This is a genomic window from Rhodoferax sp. BLA1, from assembly GCF_013416775.1.
Taxonomy (GTDB): Bacteria; Pseudomonadota; Gammaproteobacteria; order Burkholderiales; family Burkholderiaceae_C; genus Rhodoferax.
This window is the reverse complement of sequence record NZ_SZVI01000013.1, coordinates 681,346-694,576: the sequence shown is the minus strand read 5'-3', so window position 1 is coordinate 694,576 and position 13,231 is coordinate 681,346. Positions and strand designations below refer to the sequence as shown.

17 protein-coding genes are annotated in these 13,231 nt (G+C 63.0%); 6 read left to right on the top strand and 11 right to left on the bottom strand.

Annotation, left to right across the window (positions count from 1 at the left end; genetic code table 11):
* Positions 1 to 101: 101 nt before the first annotated feature.
* The 5 genes from FDG13_RS18750 to FDG13_RS18735 form a co-directional block, all read right to left on the bottom strand.
* A complete protein-coding gene (locus tag FDG13_RS18750) occupies positions 102 to 461 on the bottom strand; it encodes a DUF1801 domain-containing protein (protein WP_180132065.1) in 360 nt (119 codons plus the stop codon).
* A gap of 4 nt (positions 462 to 465) precedes the next feature.
* Positions 466 to 708: a glyoxalase/bleomycin resistance/extradiol dioxygenase family protein gene (locus FDG13_RS20890; RefSeq protein ID WP_218942790.1), complete on the bottom strand. Its 243-nt coding sequence runs from the start codon at positions 706 to 708 to the stop codon at positions 466 to 468.
* Positions 709 to 729: 21 nt separating this feature from the next.
* A complete protein-coding gene (locus tag FDG13_RS21220; RefSeq protein WP_255435327.1) occupies positions 730 to 858 on the bottom strand; it encodes a hypothetical protein in 129 nt (42 codons plus the stop codon).
* Positions 859 to 926: 68 nt separating this feature from the next.
* Entirely contained in the window at positions 927 to 1,679 is a 753-nt protein-coding gene (locus FDG13_RS18740; protein ID WP_180132054.1) for a YoaK family protein, read from the bottom strand.
* A gap of 70 nt (positions 1,680 to 1,749) precedes the next feature.
* The gene (locus tag FDG13_RS18735; protein ID WP_180132052.1) at positions 1,750 to 2,745 is read right to left on the bottom strand and encodes a bifunctional riboflavin kinase/FAD synthetase; all 996 of its coding nucleotides are present in this window, start codon (positions 2,743 to 2,745) and stop codon (positions 1,750 to 1,752) included.
* 212 nt (positions 2,746 to 2,957) lie between these two features.
* On the opposite strand from FDG13_RS18735, the gene FDG13_RS18730 reads away from it, so the two are divergent.
* Positions 2,958 to 3,515 carry an HNH endonuclease gene (locus tag FDG13_RS18730; RefSeq protein WP_180132010.1) on the top strand — a complete coding sequence of 186 codons (558 nt, stop codon included), beginning with the start codon at positions 2,958 to 2,960 and terminating at the stop codon, positions 3,513 to 3,515.
* A gap of 159 nt (positions 3,516 to 3,674) precedes the next feature.
* Positions 3,675 to 4,571, top strand: coding sequence for a DNA ligase (locus tag FDG13_RS18725; RefSeq protein WP_180132008.1), 897 nt, complete (start codon positions 3,675 to 3,677; stop codon positions 4,569 to 4,571).
* A 42-nt stretch (positions 4,572 to 4,613) separates the two neighbouring features.
* Here FDG13_RS18725 and FDG13_RS18720 read toward each other — a convergent pair whose 3' ends face one another.
* Positions 4,614 to 4,928 (bottom strand): hypothetical protein, encoded by a 315-nt coding sequence (locus FDG13_RS18720; RefSeq protein ID WP_180132006.1) that lies wholly within the window; start codon positions 4,926 to 4,928, stop codon positions 4,614 to 4,616.
* Positions 4,929 to 5,126: 198 nt separating this feature from the next.
* On the opposite strand from FDG13_RS18720, the gene FDG13_RS18715 reads away from it, so the two are divergent.
* Genes FDG13_RS18715 through FDG13_RS18700 form a run of 4 tightly spaced genes read left to right on the top strand, consistent with a single transcriptional unit; the run spans position 5,127 to position 9,029 of the window.
* Positions 5,127 to 5,867, top strand: a complete 741-nt coding sequence (locus FDG13_RS18715; protein ID WP_180132004.1) for a response regulator — start codon at positions 5,127 to 5,129, stop codon at positions 5,865 to 5,867.
* Positions 5,855 to 6,985: an ATP-binding protein gene (locus FDG13_RS18710; protein WP_180132002.1), complete on the top strand. Its 1,131-nt coding sequence runs from the start codon at positions 5,855 to 5,857 to the stop codon at positions 6,983 to 6,985. Before FDG13_RS18715 ends, FDG13_RS18710 begins: the two co-directional genes overlap by 13 nt.
* 47 nt (positions 6,986 to 7,032) lie before the next feature.
* On the top strand, positions 7,033 to 7,707 hold the full coding sequence (locus FDG13_RS18705) for a response regulator (RefSeq protein ID WP_180132000.1): 675 nt from the start codon (positions 7,033 to 7,035) through the stop codon (positions 7,705 to 7,707).
* Positions 7,704 to 9,029 (top strand): ATP-binding protein, encoded by a 1,326-nt coding sequence (locus tag FDG13_RS18700; protein ID WP_180131998.1) that lies wholly within the window; start codon positions 7,704 to 7,706, stop codon positions 9,027 to 9,029. Before FDG13_RS18705 ends, FDG13_RS18700 begins: the two co-directional genes overlap by 4 nt.
* Here FDG13_RS18700 and FDG13_RS18695 read toward each other — a convergent pair.
* Genes FDG13_RS18695 through FDG13_RS18675 form a run of 5 tightly spaced genes read right to left on the bottom strand, consistent with a single transcriptional unit; the run spans position 9,016 to position 13,184 of the window.
* Positions 9,016 to 9,654 carry a tetratricopeptide repeat protein gene (locus FDG13_RS18695; RefSeq protein ID WP_180131996.1) on the bottom strand — a complete coding sequence of 213 codons (639 nt, stop codon included), beginning with the start codon at positions 9,652 to 9,654 and terminating at the stop codon, positions 9,016 to 9,018. The genes FDG13_RS18700 and FDG13_RS18695 overlap by 14 nt on opposite strands.
* Positions 9,651 to 10,448, bottom strand: a complete 798-nt coding sequence (locus tag FDG13_RS18690; RefSeq protein ID WP_180131994.1) for an SDR family oxidoreductase — start codon at positions 10,446 to 10,448, stop codon at positions 9,651 to 9,653. The genes FDG13_RS18695 and FDG13_RS18690 overlap by 4 nt, the downstream gene beginning before the upstream one ends.
* The gene (locus FDG13_RS18685; protein ID WP_180131992.1) at positions 10,445 to 11,134 is read right to left on the bottom strand and encodes a TenA family transcriptional regulator; all 690 of its coding nucleotides are present in this window, start codon (positions 11,132 to 11,134) and stop codon (positions 10,445 to 10,447) included. Before FDG13_RS18685 ends, FDG13_RS18690 begins: the two co-directional genes overlap by 4 nt.
* Positions 11,131 to 12,564 carry an AMP-binding protein gene (locus FDG13_RS18680; RefSeq protein ID WP_180131990.1) on the bottom strand — a complete coding sequence of 478 codons (1,434 nt, stop codon included), beginning with the start codon at positions 12,562 to 12,564 and terminating at the stop codon, positions 11,131 to 11,133. Before FDG13_RS18680 ends, FDG13_RS18685 begins: the two co-directional genes overlap by 4 nt.
* On the bottom strand, positions 12,561 to 13,184 hold the full coding sequence (locus tag FDG13_RS18675) for a thermostable hemolysin (protein WP_255435326.1): 624 nt from the start codon (positions 13,182 to 13,184) through the stop codon (positions 12,561 to 12,563). The genes FDG13_RS18680 and FDG13_RS18675 overlap by 4 nt, the downstream gene beginning before the upstream one ends.
* Between the last annotated feature and the right edge of the window lie 47 nt (positions 13,185 to 13,231).

The following is a 13,231-nucleotide window of genomic DNA, read 5'->3' as shown; positions in this document are numbered from 1 at the left end:
CCAAGGAATTGTGGTGAGTTCGTTGTGCAGTCGGTGTTGCCGCGCGAAACGGTGGATTTTACCGTAGGCCCTGGCTGCGCACAGTGGCGTGGGGCTGGGTCTCAGGGTTTGGGAGAGGCCTTGAGCGCCAAAAGAAGGTAGTCATTGACATGCTTTTGCGCGATGTCCTGCGCAGACGTCAGCTTGATGTGGCGGCGTAACCTGCCTTCACCCTCCAGCACCTTGAAGGTGTCTAGGAGCGACGCGCCCGCACTGAACTCCAGCGAAACGTGTTTGGTGTACGAGAAGATGCCGCAAAAAGGCTTGTAAGCAGCGAACAAGAGGCCACCGTACTTCACCTCCTCGGAGATGGATGAATCCAGACCCAGAATGATGTGCCTCAATGCTTGTACCAGCTCGAAACGCTCAGGATCGAGTGCGCGGATGTCTTCGAGTAATTTGGAGATGCGGTCGGTGGGCATGGCGTCAGGGCTTGAAATACTGTTTGAATTCAGGGCTGGGTTCGCGCTCGGCGTAGATGTAGAGAAGAATGCCGTTGGGGTCGTGAACGGCAAAACCGCGATCTCCCCAAGGATGGTCTTCGAGTGGCAAAACGGCCACCAGACCAGACGCCGCCAGTGACTGAAACTCAGCGTCAACATCGGACACGCTGAAGTTGTAGGTCAAGCCAACCGGGTTACAGACCGGCTGTTCGGGTTGAGGTGCCATGAACTGAAGCGAAGCCCCCTGTCAGAAGCCGATGCTGACGTACCAGCCGCAGTCGAAAGTGACCTTTGCGCCAAAGTGCTTGACGTAAAAGTCGCGCGACTCTTCGACCTTTGTTGTGGTGATGCAAGGGGACAGCGAATGGGCAAGCATGGGGACTCCTGATGGTGAGGCCTATCAGCACAATTGACAGAGAGGTATGCAGCGCTATCTTAGGTGGGTCATGCGGGTTGGAGAGTGTTTTTGAGATCGTCGACGATGGGCACAAGACACAGGGCGACCAGCAAGGCCGCGAGCGGCAACGTGGCGAGGTAACCCAGGTGTTTGAAGCCAAGAGCTCCCACAATGCCACCCAGCAGAAAGTACAAACACATCATGGCCAGCATGGCCAACCTGGCGCGGTCGGCCACGACGTGTTCTTCTTGGGGTCTGCTGCTGCGGTTCCAGTAGAGCAGGCGACCAATTTCAATGCCCAGATCGGTGATCACACCGGTGAGGTGGGTGGTCCGTACCACCGCGCCCGAAATCTTGGTGATGACGGCGTTCTGCAGCCCCATGATGAAACAAAGCAGCATCACCGTCAGCGGAACAAACAAAGCCTGCATCCCCGCCAGTCTGGCGCCCAGCAGGCCAAACACCAGCAGCAAAAGCGCCTCCAGCAACAGCGGCAGGGCGTATCGGCTGCGCAGCCGACACCGTTTGGCGTAGTTGATCATGAGCGCGGAGGTGGTGGCGCCGAGCAGAAAGGACACCACCGCACCAAAGGCGCTGAGCGCCAGGGTGAGTTCGCCCAGCGCGATGTGGTCCGCCAGGGACGACACCAAACCCGTCATGTGTGAGGTGTAGAGCTTGACCGCCAGGTAAGCCCCCGCGTTGGCAGCACCCGCCACAAAGGCGAGAGTGAACCCGAGGTGGCGATCACTGCGCAGGGAGCGATCTTCGGCGGTCAGGCTGCGCGCGTAGTCAATGGGCATGGGGGCATCGTAGCGGATGGCACAACGGGGGCTGGGCGGACAGGCCGTCTGCACACCAGGTCGAGAGGGTTCAGGTTTTGGTGCTGCCCGCTTCAGGGTGGGTGTCAAAGTAGGTGCGGGCGTCCAGGCAGTCCTGGTGGATGCCCGCCGTCAACGCGTCCAGGGACGCGTATTTGCGTTCCTCGTGTAACTTGTGGAGCAGTTCCACACGCACAATTTTGCCGTAGGCCCCTTCGGCACCCAGGCTCTCTGGCCAGTCCAGGCAATGGGTTTCCAGCAACACGCGACCGCCGTTGACATCGTTGGGGTCAAGCGATGGGCGGATGCCCATGTTGGCCACGCCACGCAGCGGCTGCGGGCTCAGGCCATAGACCAGCACTGCAAAAATGCCGCTGGCGGCCGGTTTCCAGTGGGCAAAACGCATGTTGAGGGTTTTGAACCCGAGCGAGCGCCCGAGCTTGCGGCCATGCACCACATGGCCCGAGATGCGATACGGGTGGCCCATCAGCCGGGTGGCGTCTTTCATGCGGCCTTGGCCCAGCGCCTCACGCACGGCTGAGCTGGACACGCGCAGGTTGTGCACCTCGTAACTGTTCATGCGGGCCACATCAAAACCCTGATCCAGTCCGGCCTGGTCCAGCAAGGCGTAGTCACCGGAGCGGCGGGCGCCAAAACGAAAATCGTCGCCCACCAGCACATAGGTGGCGCCTAGGCCGCGGCGCAGCACCTGGTTGATAAAGTCCATCGGGGTCAGGTTGGCCAGATGGGTGTCAAAGGGCAGCACCACAATCTGGTCGACACCACAGGCCGCCAGATCAATCAGCTTGTCGCGCAGGGTGCCCACGCGCGCCGGTGCCCGTGCCGGGTTGTGGGTGACGGCGGCAAAATGGTCGCGCGGATGTGGCTCGAAGGTCAACACACAGCTCGGTACACCACGCTGTTGGGCCTCGCCCTTGAGCAGTGAGAGCATGGCCTGGTGGCCACGGTGCACACCGTCAAAGTTGCCAATCGTCAAGGCACACGCTGGCGCAATGTCCGGGTGCTTGAAACCCCTGTAAATCTTCATTCTTTGTTATAACTTAAATAGCACAATAAGCAAAGTTCAAGTGGGCTTGACGCCAATTTGACACGTAAAGGGGGTATATTGTGTCCCAGACCGGTGTTGGGATGGTTATTGGCGCGTTTCCTGCATCTCATGTGGGGCCATGCCAAGGGTTCTGTTGGTGTCGATCAGGTTTTGAGTGGGTTTCGGATAACGTCTTTTTTGGGAGTCGTGTTTTGAAAGTCTTGAAGCTGTCAGCCCAGGGGCTGCCCCAATCGTGGATTTCGCTGGAACAAGCGGTGCTGCACTACGCCGCCGAGGAGGTCCGCTGGGAAATGGGCCATGAGGTGGCCGTGTTCCACGGCGGCCACAACGCCATCACCGGCAAACAGTCGGTTATCACTGTGTCGAGCATCATCGGCACCAAGGGTGTGCCCAACATCAACCCGTTTGAGCTGCGCCCGGGCCTGACCAATGCCAAACTGTTTGCGCGCGACCGCAACATCTGCGCCTACTGTGGTGATTTGTTTGCCGAGGCTGACTTGACACGTGAACACATCATCCCGTTTGCCCAAAAAGGCATCGACACCTGGATGAATGTGGTCACCGCCTGCAAACCCTGCAACCACCGCAAAAGCCACCGCACGCCCGAGCAGGCCAATATGCCGCTACTCTACACACCTTATGTGCCCAGCCTGTGGGAAGACTTCATCCTGCGCAACCGCCGCATTCTGGTGGACCAGATGGCGTTTTTGATGGCGCATGTGCCCAAGTCATCGCGGCTGGCAGCCTGATCGGGGCCGAGGCCCAGACACCTCGGTCGCCCTGTCCCGCGCTGGGGTGGGCCTGGAACACCTGTACCGTCACACCGGTTGATACCAAAGTCATAGTGATGAGCCCTTTTTGAACAAGGGCTTGAGGCCTTTTTGTTCTACAACGAGAGGGGGCTTTCCATGCACTTTTCACGCTCCGCCACATCGGCCGCTTGTTTGGCCTGGCTGCTGGGTGGTGCTTTGCACCCATCCTTGGCTGTTGCTGCCAACCCGTCGGCCACACCGGACGCGCTGGCCGCTGCCAACATCCCGGCCTTGATGCTGGCCAGCGACTGGTCGGCCAAAGAGGACCCGTCGGCTCACCTGGTGAGCGAAAAACTCGACGGTGTGCGAGCGTTATGGGATGGCCAGACCCTGCGTTTTCGCAGTGGCCGGGTGATTGCGGCGCCGGGCTGGTTCACCGCCGCTTTGCCTGCGGTGGCGCTGGATGGTGAGCTGTGGCTCGGGCGCGATCGTTTTGATGAACTCTCGGGCCTGGTGCGCCGCGCCACTCCGGTGGAGGACGATTGGCGCCAAGTGCGCTACATGGTGTTTGACCTGCCCGGTGCCCCTGAGCCTTTTGCTGAACGTGTCCAGCGTTTGCAGGGTGTGCTGGCGCAAGCCGCTCAGCCCTGGTTACAGGCCGTGCCTCAGCAGCGTGTGTCGGATGCCCAGGCCTTGCAAGCCCTGCTGGCCACCACGGTGCAAGGCGGTGGCGAGGGGCTGGTGTTACACCGCGCCGACGCCTTGTGGTCTCCCGGGCGCAGCAGCGCCCTGCGCAAGCTCAAACCGCAGCCCGACGACGAGGCCCGGGTGGTGGGCCACCTGCCGGGCAAAGGCCGTTTGAGTGGCCAAATGGGCGCCTTGTTGCTGGAGTTGCCCAGTGGCCAGCGTTTTGCCCTGGGCAGCGGCTTCAGCGACGCCCAACGCGCCGACCCACCACCCATTGGCAGCCTGGTGACCTACCGCTACCGCGAGCGCACACCCAAAGGCGTGCCACGCTTTGCTTCGTTTCTGAGAGTGCGCAACCCAGAATAGGCGAGGGCATACTGAAGCTCAGCCGCTCAGCCGCTCAGCCGCTCAGCGAGCAGCATCTGCTGATCCGTCGAACCCCGTTGGCATGTCGGTCTTGTCCACCTTGGACAACAGGGAGTTTGTGCCTGACAGGTTACTGTGCTGGTTTGCTCTGTCCATGGCCTTGATCGGGCGGTTGATGCCCCATGGGGTGTCGGTGATCTGGCCGATGTCCGAGACCATGGCGTCCAAGCCCGCTTGCTCATTCGAGCTGCTGTCCGCGTCGATGCCAGCGAACGGCTTGTCCTGCCTCTGGTTGCGCTGTGTGGTGACTTGGGTCCAAGCATTGCGCATGCCACTGACACCAGAGATCGAGCCCATGACGTGTCCTTTCAGAGGGTGAAGCGGAGTGTTCCAGCATTTTGAAACCCTCCGGTTTCGCGCCAATGTCTGCTTTGTGTCAGGCCGGATACAAATGTCATCCGGAGGAATCCAACAAGGGCTTAAAAGCCGTCCAATTCGCCCTATCGGCCCAGGCGCTGCGTTCTAAACTGGTTTTTGCCCGCAGTGCAGTTCGCCATGAAGCCACAACAACAACTCTTGATCGTTGACGACGACGCAGAAATCACCAGCTTGCTGGGTGAGTACCTGGCACGTTTTAACTTCAAATCCCACACCGCCAGCGATGGCGTCCAGATGTGGGCTGAGCTGGCGCGTCACCCGATTGATTTGGTGGTGATGGATGTGATGCTGCCAGGGGTGGATGGGCTGCAGCTGTCGCGTGAAATCCGCCAGCGTTCGACGATTCCGGTGATTTTGCTGACCGCACGCCGCGGCATCTATGACCGCATCATGGGGTTGGAAAATGGCGCCGACGATTACGTCAGCAAACCGTTTGAGCCCCGTGAACTGGTGGCGCGTATCCACACCGTGTTGCGCCGCGCCAAACCGACCCTGGACAGTGCGGCGGCGCTGTTGTACAGCGATGTGGTGCATTTTGATGGCTGGGTGCTGCACCGCAGTGAACGCAGCCTGACGTCACCCACCGGGCTGACCGTGGCCCTGTCCAACGCCGAATTCCGGCTGCTGTCGACCTTTTTGCAGACCCCGCGGCGGCTGTTCAGCCGTGACCAACTGGTGGAGCAGGCGCGCGGGCGGACCATGGATGTGTTTGAGCGCAGCATCGACCTGCTGGTGTCGCGCCTGCGGCAAAAGCTGGCCCAAGACCCACAGGCGCCCTCGATGATCAAGACGGTGCGTGGTGCTGGTTACATGTTCAACGCCCAGTCGGTGCAGGGGCGCTCGGCATGGCACAACTGAGCCTCCGGCCGACAAGCGGCTTGTATCGCCTGGTGTTGCGGGGTTTGCCCTCCGGCTTGTTTGGCCGCCTGTTGCTGCTGTTGTTGTTGACGATGGTGGTCAGCCGGGTGCTGGCCGCCACGCTGGTCTCGGGCTTGTCGCCCTGGCCACCGCTGGCGGCCTGGGGCGAGCGGGGTGCTGAGCCGGCGGCTTCACCCCTGACCGGTCTGGTCCACTTCGGCTGGCTGTTGGACGCTGTGGCCCTTGTATTGGCCGCCTGGATGGGTGCCCGCTGGACGCGGGTGCCATTGCGCAAGCTCAATGTGGCGGCGAAGGCGATTGGTGGTTGCATGCGCCGGGCGCCGCTGCTTGAAGAGGGGGCGCTGGAGTGCCGCGAAGCCACCCGCATGTTCAACCAGATGCAGGCGCGCATTCGCCAGCAGATGCTGCAACGCGACCAGTTTGTGGCGGCGGTCTCACATGACCTGCGCACACCGCTGAACCGTCTGGCGCGGCGCGCCCAAGCCCTGTCTGACCCTTTGCAGCGCCAGCGTTTTGACAAAGACATTGGCGAAATGCATGAGATGATCCGCACCACACTCGACACCCTGCGGGGTCTGGCCGAACCCGAGCCCATGGTGCAGCTGGATGTGGCGGCCCTGCTGCGCAGTCTGGCCGAAGACGCCCGCGACAGCGCGCAGGATGTGCAACTGGTCGGTGAGCTGGCTTGTGCGCCGGTGCTGGCGCAGGCCTCGGCCCTGCGCCGCTGTGTGAGCAACCTCATTGGCAATGCGCTGCGTTATGGGAAATATGCTCGTATCTCCTTACAGGATAAGGGCGAACAGCTACAGATTTCAGTGTATGACAACGGCCCGGGCATCCCCGAGGCGGCGTTCAACAAGGTGCTGACCCCGTTCTACCAGTTGGCATCAACCCAGCCGTGCCACAGCGGCGGGGTCGGGCTGGGTCTGGCCACGGCCAGTGACATTGCCCGCCGACACGGTGGTGCTCTGACGCTGGCCAACCACCCCGAAGGTGGCCTGGTGGCCACCCTGAGCCTGCCACGTCAGCTGGACCGTGTGTCCAAGGCTGACGCAGTCACCCGCTTTGGTAGCATCGGCCACCCGCCCGCAGACTGAGTTAGCTCTGTGGCAACGGGCCATGCCACCCGTACCGAGGGAGCCCGATGCGTTTACTGATTCTTGAAGACGATGCCCAGCTGGCCGATGCACTGGGCACCGGCTTGCGCCAGCTCGGCCATGTGGTGGACTGCTTTCCCGATGGTGCGCGCGCCGATGCCGCGTTGGGCACAGCCAGTTACGACGCCCTGGTGCTGGACCTGGGCCTGCCGGGTACCGATGGCATGGTCTGGCTCAGGCGCTGGCGCCAGCGTGGGGTGGCTTTGCCGGTGCTGATCCTGACCGCCCGTGATGGCCTGGAGCAGCGGGTGGCCGGGCTCGATGCCGGGGCCGATGATTACCTGATCAAACCGATGTCGATTGAGGAGCTGGCGGCGCGTCTGCGTGCGCTGCTGCGCCGCGCCACCGGGCGCAGCCAGTCTGAGTGGGTGCATGGTGGCTTGCGTTACGACCCCTCGACCCGGCAGGTGTATTGGCTGGACCAGCCGGTGGAGCTGACCGCGCGTGAGACAGCATTGCTGGAGATCCTGCTCAAACACCCACAGCGGGTTTTGTCCAAAACCCAGCTGCAGGAGCAGATGTACGACTGGAGCGGTGGTGAGCCTGAGAGCAACGCGCTGGAAGTGCACATCCACCACCTGCGGCGCAAGATCCACCCGGCGGTGGTGCGCACCATCCGTGGCCTGGGGTATGCCTTGGGCCCGGCACGGGAGTCCGCATGAGTCTGCAACGCCGCCTGCTGATGTATCTGCTGATCTGTGCCCCCCTGGTGTGGGTGGGCGCGGCCTGGGTGTCGTCCACCCGGGCGCGCACCGAGGTCAACGAGTTGTTTGACACCGAAATGATTCGCCTGACACTGCAGGTGCAGGCCACATTGATGGGGCTGGACCGCGCCAAAGGCGGCGCCAGTGCCCCCGCCGTGAGCCAGGAAGCCGACCTGGAGGACCTAGCCATTGCGGTCTGGGACCATCAGGGCAAAGTCTTGCTGACCGACCGTGAGGGCACTCAACTGCCGTTGCTCACCGACGCCGTCGGTTTTGTTGAGTTGTCCTTGCAGCACGAGCCCTGGCGGGTGTATTACCTGCAGTCGCCCAACCGGGAGTGGCTGGTGGCCGCCGGGCAGAAGATCGGTGAACGCGACGAGTTGGTGTGGGGCCTGGTGGAAAGCCAGCTGTTGCCCTGGTTGTTGACCCTGCCGGTCTTGCTGCTGGCGATGGCCTGGGCGGTGCGCCGCGCCTTGAACCCGATGCGTGCCCTGACCCAGGAGCTGCAAGAGCGCAGCGCCGATGATTTACAGGCCATCCCGTCCCAAGCGGCGCCTGCTGAAATCCAGCCCCTGTTGTTGGCGATGAACGGCCTGTTTGGCCGCATCGACGCCACCTTGGCCCGGGAGCGCCGTTTTACCGCCGATGCCGCGCATGAACTGCGCACACCGCTGGCCGTGCTCAGTGCGCAATGGGAGGTGTTGCAAGGCGCCCGCACCGAGTCAGAGCGGTCGCAGGCCGCAGGCAAACTCAGTGCGGGCATGTTGCGTATGACACGTCTGGTGGATCAGCTGCTGCGCCTGTCGCGGCTGGAAGCCACCGATGGCCTGACCCGTACCGAGCCGCTGGACTGGCAGCACCTGGCCGAGCAGGCCATGAGTGACAGCCTGGCGCTGGCCGAGCGGCGTCAGATTGAGCTGGCGTGTGACTGGCCGCCAGAGCCCCAAAGTCCACCAGACTGGCGTGGTGACGGGGACTTGCTGGCGGTGTTGTTGCGCAACCTGCTCGACAACGCGGTGCGTTATGCGCCTGAAGGCAGCACCGTGACCCTGCGCCTGAAACCCAGCAGCGTGCGGGTGGAGAACGCGGGTGAGCCGCTGCCCGCCGAGCAGTTACAACGTCTGGGAGAGCGGTTTTACCGCCCGGAGGGACAGGCCGAGCCCGGCAGTGGCCTGGGGGTGTCGATTGCGCAGCGGATTGCCGCGCTGCATGGGCTGATCCTGTCTTACCACCCGCGTGCCGATGGCAGCGGGGTGGTGGCCGAACTCACATCGCCTTGACTTTGGTCAGCAACTGGCGCACTTCCTCGCGCCGACCGGTATCGGCCACCTCGCGGCCCGGGCGGGGTGGGGCGGCGAGAGCGCGCTCCAGATAGCTGGCTGCCTCGCTGCCACGGCCAGTCTCCACCAAGAAGTCAGCGTAAAAGTAGTTGGGGTCAATGCCGGTGGGGTTCAGGCTCAGAGCTTTTTTCAGCAGTTCTTCGGCCTTGGCCTTGTCACCAAAACCCAGCGGCCAGCCGGGTACCTTGTAATACAACACGGCCAGGCTGCCGTAGGCCGAGCCTTGCAGGGTGTCGCCGCCCAGTGCAATGGCCTGCTCGTACATGGCCTTGGCCTGTTTGGCCAAGCTGAGTGCGCCCAAGCCGCCTTTTTCATTGGCCAGCGAACTCACGATGATGCCCTCCCAGACCAGCGGTTCGCTGCGCCCGGCGAAGGTCTGGCTGACACCGTGCGCCTTGGCGCTCAGCGCCTCAAAACGTTTGAGGCGGGCAGACTCCGGCGTCTGGTAACGGATGACTTCCCAGTCGCGCTGCAGTTCGGTGATGGCGTCGTCCAGCGGCGCGGCATGTAAAGAGAACGGCAGCACACAAGCGGCGGTCAAGAGAAGGGTGGCGAGCAATTTCATGGTTGAGGTCCTTGAGGTGTGAGTTTGGGGGTGTGGATGGTGGGCTGCGCCAGAGCCTGGCGGTGTTTGGTGAAACTGCTGTCGAGCATTGGCCCTAGCGCGCCATTCAGACGCACGGCCAGGCGTTCTGGCCAGCCGATGAACTGTTCTGCGGCCTGGCTCTCGATCAGTTTTAGCAGCGCTTGGGCTACGGTCTCGGGGCTGTCCACTGCCGTGCCGGTGGCCTGGTTGTAGCGTTCGGCCTCAGCGCTGTTGAAGCCGGTGCGGGTGCTGCGCGGCGCCAGTGTCTGAATCAGCACACTGCTGCCCGCCAGTTCTCGCCGCAAGGCTTCGGCAAAGCCATGCAGGCCGGCTTTGCTGGCACCGTAGACGCTGAATCCCGGCAACCCAATGCGCCCCAGCGCCGACCCCACAAACACCACCTGCGCCTGCGCCAGGCTTTGCAGGTGGGGCAGCAGGGCCTGGGTCAGCAGCATCGGGGTGAGCAGATTGGTCTGGATCACCTGGCCAATGGCCGCCGTTGACAGGCTCGGCAGGGCTCCAAAACCCGGCAGACCGGCCGCGTGCACCAGCACATTGGCCTGCCACTGGGCGCCCACACGGGCAACATCGCTGATGCCTTGTGGTTCGGTCAGGTCAGCCTGTAGCCAGGTCAGATGGGGGTGGGTGGACTTTTGTGGCTGGCGGCTGATACCCAGCACCTGGGCCCCGGCCTGCAGCAAAGCTTGTTGCATGATCTGACCGATGCCACCGCTGGCGCCGGTCAGCAGCACGCGTGCCTGGTCGAGCTTCATGCCTGTGCCACCGGCATTTGCTGGGCCGGGCTGACCACCGGCAGCGGCAGGCTGCGAAACACATCCCCATACAGGCGGTAAAAGGCGCGCGCGGCGTGCACGATGGCGGCCTGGTCTGCAGGGTCGGTGACCTGGTTCATTAACACCGCCAGGTGTTGGGTGTGTTCCTGGTCCAGGGTGCCGTGGGAGCGCAGGTAGCTGAAGCCAGCATCGGGCAGGCCCAGCGGCTTCTGAATTGCATCGGCTGCCATCAGCGCCAGTGACACGCTGGTGCCTTCAAGCACCAGCACCATGCCAAAAAAGCCCAGAGGGTTCTTGCGAGCGATGGTGTCGTAGGCATAGGCCACCATCATCTCGGTGGCATGGGCTGGGGGGCCAGCGCGCACGGCCTCGGCGTCACCACCACAGGCACGGATGTCGTCCAGGATCCATTCTTCGTGGCCGCTTTCTTCGGCGATGTACTCCTGCAGCGGCTCAAAAAGCCACTGGTGGTGGGCTGGCAACGCGGCCTGGGTGGCCCGCAACAGCGGCACGGTGTGGCTCACATGGTGGTAAGCCTCGCGCAGGAAAGCCAGGTAACTCGGCAGGCTCACCTGGCCGCGCAAGGCACCTTCGATGATGGGGGTGTTCAGCAGGCCCTGGCGGGCTTCGTTGGTCTGTTCAATCAGGTGTTGGTAGAAGTTCATGCTTGGGTGACAGTCAGGGTGGAAAGAAGATCGGCGTGTTGTGCCCAGATGGCCGGGCGTTGTGGTCGGCCGTTGGCGGTGGCCAGGCCGGTGGAGACATGGAAGGCGGCGCGCGCACGGGTCCAGCGGCCAATCCGCGCGTAATCCGGCAGCTGGCTGTTGCAGCGGTCCACGGCGGCCTGCAAGGCGGCGTCGCTGAGGTCGGGGCTCATCGGCCAAAGCACCGCGAGCAAGCTGGGTTCACCATCCCCAAACACCACCGCCTGCAGGATGGTCGCCTGGCTGCACAGGCTGGTCTCCACCCATTCGGGTGACACATTGCGCCCGAACGCGGTGATCAGCACATGTTTTTTGCGGCCCGATACCTGGATAAAACCATCGGCATCGATGGAGCCCAGGTCTCCGGTAGGCCACCAGGCAGGCGGCGCTGTGGTGTCACCGAGGTAGCCATTAAACAGGCTGCCGCTGACCTCAATTTCACCGTCGGCCGCGCAGCGGATCTGGGCATGTGCCAGTGCGCGTCCCACGCTGCCCGGTTTGCTGGCGCCGGGCAGATTGAGCGTCTGCACGGAGGCACCTTCGGACAAGCCATACCCTTCGTAGGCGGGAATGCCCAGGCTGTGGGCGGCCAACAACAGGCTGGCCCCAACGGCTGCCCCCCCCACCGCCACAAAACGCAAACCCTCGGGGGCACGCTGGCCGCTGTGCTGCAAATAGCCACACCAGGCGCGCAGCATTTGTGGTAGCAGGATCAGACTGTTGGCCCGGCTGGCCTTGATGGCGGCATGAAACACGGCGGCATCAAACTGCGAGGAACCTTTCAGCCCCAGCGCCTGCATGCCCAGAGTCACCAAGGTGATGCCTTGTTGGCGCGGGGCCATCAGACCGGCGATGTTTTCCAGCAGCACCGAAAAGGGCAGGGCATTGAGGTGGCGTTCGATGCCCAAGGGACCCAAGGCGGTGATCAGCCCCTGGGCCACGTTTTGCATGGCCTGGCGGCTCAGGCAAACGCCTTTGGGGGAACCGGTGGTGCCCGAGGTAAAGGTGATCTTGGTCGTGCCGGGTGGCAAGGGGTGTGGCGTGCTGGGAAGGTGAGTGCTGACCAGATCGCGCCCGGCCAGGCGCACGGGTTGCCAGGGTAAACCTTGCCAGGCTTGTGCCAACGCCGGTTCGGTGACCAGGGTGTCGGCCCCGGTGGCCGCCAGCGCGTGTTGCATTTGAGCGGCGGTAAAAAAGGGTGGCAAAGGCACATGGACACGTTCACCGGCCATCAGGGCTTCGTCCAGCGCCACAAACGCGGCCGAGTTGTCCAGCACACTGGCCAGCACGCGTGTGTTGCCAGCTTGCAGCCAGTCTTGGGCTTCTGCAACCACCTGTTGCAAGGCGGGTGCTGACCAAGACTGTTGGCCGTCTTCCAGTGCGGCCTTCATGCCAGCACCCCACGCCGACTCAGGGTCTGTAGTGCCAGGTCCAGCTGCCCGGCCAGCACCACCGGGTGGTGGTCGTAGTAGCTGCCCCAGGCAGTAGCTGCATCACCGAGCAAATCGGGGTCGGCCATCCCCAGCGCCAAAGGCGCGATGCCCAGGCGCAAAAACAGGTGACGCAATTCTTCGGTCAGGGTGCTGACAACCCACAGAAAACCTTGCGCGGCCAGCAATGGGGCCAACTGCAGGATCAGGCTTTTGCCGCTGCCAGCTTTGCCTGAGGCCAGGTGGCCGACCTCGACGATCCGTGTGCGCTCGGGTGCGGTGCCTCCGGCCGTGGTGAGCCGGGTCTGAATCGGGGTGTCCAGATAACGCTCCAGAAACAAGGGTTCCTGGCTCGCCGCCCGGTATCCCGCTGCCGACACGATCTCGCCCTGTGCATCGTGCAGGCTGACCAGGGTGGGTGAAAAGTGCCGGACATCGGCGCCGTAGCTGTCGCGGTAAATGCGGCCGATGAAGTCCTCAACTTGTGCCCGTGCCGGGCTGCCCGGCAGATGGGTGCGAATCCTGGGGCGAGCCGACAAAGCCGAATCGTCACCGGGCGGTAAAACTTGACGTGAAGCCATGAACGACATTGCTTTCCTTGTGGTTGATTGGAGACAAGCCGCGATGT

What these genes read in the sequence shown, in the direction of transcription:
- FDG13_RS18750 (WP_180132065.1), bottom strand. Translation starts at nt 461, where the DNA reads ATGCCCACCGACCGCATCTCCAAATTACTCGAAGACATCCGCGCACTC.
- FDG13_RS20890 (WP_218942790.1), bottom strand. Translation starts at nt 708, where the DNA reads ATGGCACCTCAACCCGAACAGCCGGTCTGTAACCCGGTTGGCTTGACC.
- FDG13_RS21220 (WP_255435327.1), bottom strand. Translation starts at nt 858, where the DNA reads ATGCTTGCCCATTCGCTGTCCCCTTGCATCACCACAACAAAGGTCGAA.
- FDG13_RS18740 (WP_180132054.1), bottom strand. Translation starts at nt 1,679, where the DNA reads ATGCCCATTGACTACGCGCGCAGCCTGACCGCCGAAGATCGCTCCCTG.
- FDG13_RS18735 (WP_180132052.1), bottom strand. Translation starts at nt 2,745, where the DNA reads ATGAAGATTTACAGGGGTTTCAAGCACCCGGACATTGCGCCAGCGTGT.
- FDG13_RS18725 (WP_180132008.1), top strand. Translation starts at nt 3,675, where the DNA reads ATGCACTTTTCACGCTCCGCCACATCGGCCGCTTGTTTGGCCTGGCTG.
- FDG13_RS18720 (WP_180132006.1), bottom strand. Translation starts at nt 4,928, where the DNA reads ATGGGCTCGATCTCTGGTGTCAGTGGCATGCGCAATGCTTGGACCCAA.
- FDG13_RS18715 (WP_180132004.1), top strand. Translation starts at nt 5,127, where the DNA reads ATGAAGCCACAACAACAACTCTTGATCGTTGACGACGACGCAGAAATC.
- FDG13_RS18710 (WP_180132002.1), top strand. Translation starts at nt 5,855, where the DNA reads ATGGCACAACTGAGCCTCCGGCCGACAAGCGGCTTGTATCGCCTGGTG.
- FDG13_RS18705 (WP_180132000.1), top strand. Translation starts at nt 7,033, where the DNA reads ATGCGTTTACTGATTCTTGAAGACGATGCCCAGCTGGCCGATGCACTG.
- FDG13_RS18700 (WP_180131998.1), top strand. Translation starts at nt 7,704, where the DNA reads ATGAGTCTGCAACGCCGCCTGCTGATGTATCTGCTGATCTGTGCCCCC.
- FDG13_RS18695 (WP_180131996.1), bottom strand. Translation starts at nt 9,654, where the DNA reads ATGAAATTGCTCGCCACCCTTCTCTTGACCGCCGCTTGTGTGCTGCCG.
- FDG13_RS18690 (WP_180131994.1), bottom strand. Translation starts at nt 10,448, where the DNA reads ATGAAGCTCGACCAGGCACGCGTGCTGCTGACCGGCGCCAGCGGTGGC.
- FDG13_RS18685 (WP_180131992.1), bottom strand. Translation starts at nt 11,134, where the DNA reads ATGAACTTCTACCAACACCTGATTGAACAGACCAACGAAGCCCGCCAG.
- FDG13_RS18680 (WP_180131990.1), bottom strand. Translation starts at nt 12,564, where the DNA reads ATGAAGGCCGCACTGGAAGACGGCCAACAGTCTTGGTCAGCACCCGCC.
- FDG13_RS18675 (WP_255435326.1), bottom strand. Translation starts at nt 13,184, where the DNA reads ATGGCTTCACGTCAAGTTTTACCGCCCGGTGACGATTCGGCTTTGTCG.